This is a genomic window from Thermodesulfovibrionales bacterium (assembly GCA_035622735.1).
In the GTDB taxonomy this organism is placed as follows: domain Bacteria; phylum Nitrospirota; class Thermodesulfovibrionia; order Thermodesulfovibrionales; family UBA9159; genus DASPUT01.
Genome location: DASPUT010000197.1, coordinates 1 through 3716, shown reverse-complemented (window position 1 = coordinate 3716; position 3716 = coordinate 1). Strand labels below are relative to the sequence as shown.

Genomic DNA, 3716 nt, shown 5'->3' with positions numbered 1-3716 from the left:
CCCGGTGGGACGATTATCGAACCGACAAGCGGCAATACCGGCATCGGCCTCGCGCTCGTCTCTGCCGTGAAGGGATATCGCCTTATCCTCACCATGTCCGAGAGCATGTCAGTAGAGAGGCGGCTGCTGTTCCAGGCGTACGGGGCTGAACTTGTCATGACGCCCGCTGAGCGAGGCATGATGGGCGCTTGGGAAGAGGCGGAGAAGATTCGCAGGGATAACCCCTCCTTCTTCATGCCCCTACAGTTCGAAAACCGAGCAAACCCCGATACCCACAGAAAGACGACGGCAATCGAGATAATGCGTGATTTGGGCAGAGTGCCCGATGCCTTCGTCGCGGGTATAGGTACAGGCGGTACTATCACCGGTAATGGAGAGGTATTCAGAGGAGAAAAATCCGACGTTTTCATCGTTGCTGTGGAGCCGGCGGGCTCAGCCATTCTTTCGGGAGGAAACCCCGGGAAGCACAGGATTGCGGGAATCGGGGCCGGGTTTTTCCCTGGTGTCCTGAATAGGGGCATATACGATGAGGTCATTCCCGTCACTGACGAGGATGCCGAAGAGACCGCAAGAGGGCTTGCCGTTAAGGAGGGTATTCTTGCCGGGATATCTTCCGGTGCCGCCATGTGGGCAGCATTGCGGATTGCCGAGAGGCTGGGCAAGGGGAAGAAAGTGGTGGTCATATTTCCTGACAGGGGGGACAGATATCTTAGCACAGGGCTATTCAGCGCGAAGAGGTGATTCGCTGAGATACCGGCAATCGCTCAGGTGGAAGGAGTCAGTTCCGTCAATGTCTTATCGAGGCTCTTTATATCTTCCACATTGAGAATTTTTGAACCGTCTACAATCCGCTTTATGAGGCCGGAAAGAACCCTTCCGGGCCCCACCTCGACAAAGGTCTCGACTCCAGAATCTCTGATCACCCGTATCGTATCCTCCCAGAGAAGCGGACTATTGAGTTGGCGCACAAGAGAGGTTTTTATATTCTCCACGGCATTGAGGATCAGGGCATCGGCGTTATTCACAAGGGGGACCGCAGGGATCCTGAATTCGATGGTATCGAGTATTTCTCCAAGTCTTTCGGACGCCGCAGCCATTAATCTGCAGTGGGAGGGAACGCTGACCGACAGCGGCACTGCCCTCCTGGCATCGGCCTCTTTCGCACGTATGATCGCCTCTTCCACGGCAGCCCTTTCGCCGGCGATTACGATCTGTCCGGGGCAATTGTAGTTGGCCGGCGCTGCGTACCCTGACTGCAGGGAAAGGCATATCTCGTCGACCGTTCTTCTCTCGAGTCCGAGGATGGCTGCCATGAGCCCCCTACCCTCCGGAACCGCCTCCTGCATGAATGCCCCCCTTTTTTCCGTGAGTTTCACCGCGACCGAAAATGAGATGACACCGGACGCAACGAGGGCCGAATACTCCCCGAGGCTGTGGCCCGCCACAATAGACGGTTTAATCCCCCTGCCGGATAACACCCTCGATATCGCCGTGCTCACCGTCAGAATGGAGGGCTGGGTCCTGAAGGTCTTGTTCAGTTCTTCGGCGGGACCGGAAAAACAGAGGCCGGCGACATCATACCCGAGAGCGTCCGAAGCTTCCTGAAAGACTTCCCTCGCCTCGGGAAAACCCTCATGGATCTCCTTCCCCATGCCGACATGCTGTGACCCTTGACCGGGAAAGACAAAGGCGATCTTCATGAGGCCTGTTCACCGCGAATATGAAGAAAAGAAGGAGGCATAGTCACTCCTGCAAGCCTTTCATCTCCCGGATCTTCTTTATGAGGATAGGCACGACTTCATAGACATCGCCGACGATTCCATAGGTCGCCACATTGAATATCGGGGCCTCGGGGTTTTTGTTGATAGCGATGATTATGTCAGAAGACTGCATGCCGACGAGGTGCTGGACGGCACCCGAGATTCCGCAGGCGAAATATATCCTCGGGCAGACGGTCTTTCCGGTTTGGCCTACCTGGTGGCTGTAAGGAATCCAGCCTTCATCAACCGCTCCTCGTGAGGCGCCGAGAGAACCACCAAGGATCTCTGCGAGTTCGGAAAGGAGCCGGAAGCCTTTCTGTTCTCCTAACCCTCTCCCACCCGATACGATGATGTCCGCCTCCTGGAGATTACAGGCTGTCTCGGAGACTTCTTTCACTGTCTTCAGGACCTTTGTGCGAGAAGACAATCCCCCGGCATCAACGTGGATGATATCGCCGCTCCTGCCCTCTTCATAGGTTCCGCGTTTCATCACCCTCGGTCTCACGGTCGCCATCTGCGGCCTGCTGTTCGGGCAGAGGATCGTCGCCATGATATTGCCGCCGAAGGCAGGCCGTATCTGGAGGAGGTTTCCCGATTCCCTGTCGATTTCGAGGGCTGTGCAGTCAGCCGTGAGTCCTGTCCAGAGCCGTGCCGCAACCCTCGGAAAGAAGGAACGCCCTATGGGCGTTGCGCCGGCAAGGACTATTTCCGGGCGGTGCTCCCTGATGAGAAGGCCGAGCAGGTCAGCATAGGGTTCGTCGTTGAATGTTCCGAAGAGAGGGTCGTTCGATAGATATACTTCATCGGCGCCCCAGCGGATGAGTTCCACGGCCTCCGCATTAGAGGCTCCGAAGAGGACCGCGGAGAGACGTGTGTTCCGGTCCGCGGCAAGCCTTCTCCCGGCGCCCAGAAGCTCGTAGACCACCGATGCCACCTTTCCCTCCCTCTGCTCCGCGAACACCCATACGCCTGCATATCCGTCCGTCGCTGTCTGCCGTAGGGCCGGCGATTCTCCCTCTTCGAGCACCTCTTTGATGGCTCCTTCCGGGCAGACACCGAGACAGGCCCTGCAGAGCTGGCAATATTCGGTTATGAAGGCCTTGCCCTCCTTCATCACGATCGAGGTATAGGGGCAGGAACCGATACAGGTCTCGCAGCCTGAGCACTTATCAGAGCCTACGACTATACGCATTTCAGTCTTCCTATTTCGCGAATTAGGGCGTCAACCTGAACTTCGAGAGACCCCTCGAAGATCTTCCTCTCTTTTTTCACCTCGGGAGCGAAGATGTTTCTCACTTGAGTCGGCGATGCCTTCAGACCCACCTTATCGGCTTCAGCGCCGATGTCTGATGAGGACCATCGCTTTATCTCGATCTTCTTGGCAGCCATCTTTCCCTTCAGCGACGGCAGCCTCGGCTCATTGATCTCTTTCACGACCGTAAGAAGGACCGGCAGGGAGGACTCGACAATATCGTATCCCTCGTCCATCAGCCTCTGAACCCGAATCGTGCCTTCCTGCACTTCCTCCACCTTTCGTACGTAAGAAATGTGAGGGATGTTGAGAAACACCGCCATTTCGGGACCGACCTGCGCCGTGTCGCCGTCTATCGCCTGTTTGCCGCAGAGGATGATATCAGCTTCGAGTTTTTCTACGGCCTTCGAGAGGGTGTAGGACGTTGCCCATGTGTCGGCACCTGCAAAGGCCCTGTCGGTGAGGAGCACCGCGTCATCAGCCCCCATGGATACGGCATCGCGCAGGGCACTTTCGGCCTGCGGAGGGCCCATGGTGAGGACGATGACCTTACCGCCGACCTTTTCCTTGATCTGGAGTGCCGCTTCTATCGCGTGCGTGTCATAAGGGTTCGTAATGCTCGGGACGCCGTCCCGTATGAGGGTATTGGTCTCAGGGTTAATCCTCACCTCAGCGGTATCGGGAACCTGCTTGATGCAGACGAT

General features: G+C 56.7%; 4 protein-coding genes. 1 reads left to right on the top strand and 3 read right to left on the bottom strand.

The annotated features are described in order from the left end of the window. A partial coding sequence (locus VEI96_10490) for a pyridoxal-phosphate dependent enzyme (protein HXX58417.1) occupies nucleotides 1–741 on the top strand: 741 nt, incomplete at its 5' end. A gap of 23 nt (nucleotides 742–764) precedes the next feature. Here VEI96_10490 and fabD read toward each other — a convergent pair. The 3 genes from fabD to VEI96_10475 form a co-directional block, all read right to left on the bottom strand. Then, on the bottom strand, nucleotides 765–1700 hold the full coding sequence (fabD, locus tag VEI96_10485; protein HXX58416.1) for an ACP S-malonyltransferase: 936 nt from the start codon (nucleotides 1698–1700) through the stop codon (nucleotides 765–767). A 43-nt stretch (nucleotides 1701–1743) separates the two neighbouring features. Continuing rightward, entirely contained in the window at nucleotides 1744–2952 is a 1209-nt protein-coding gene (locus tag VEI96_10480; GenBank protein ID HXX58415.1) for an FAD-binding protein, read from the bottom strand. Continuing rightward, nucleotides 2943–3716 (bottom strand): electron transfer flavoprotein subunit beta/FixA family protein (locus tag VEI96_10475; GenBank protein HXX58414.1); only part of this gene is annotated, 774 nt, incomplete at its 5' end. The genes VEI96_10475 and VEI96_10480, both read right to left, overlap by 10 nt.

Coding starts and splice junctions, on each gene's coding strand:
- fabD (HXX58416.1), bottom strand. CDS start 1,700: ATGAAGATCGCCTTTGTCTTTCCCGGTCAAGGGTCACAGCATGTCGGC.
- VEI96_10480 (HXX58415.1), bottom strand. CDS start 2,952: ATGCGTATAGTCGTAGGCTCTGATAAGTGCTCAGGCTGCGAGACCTGT.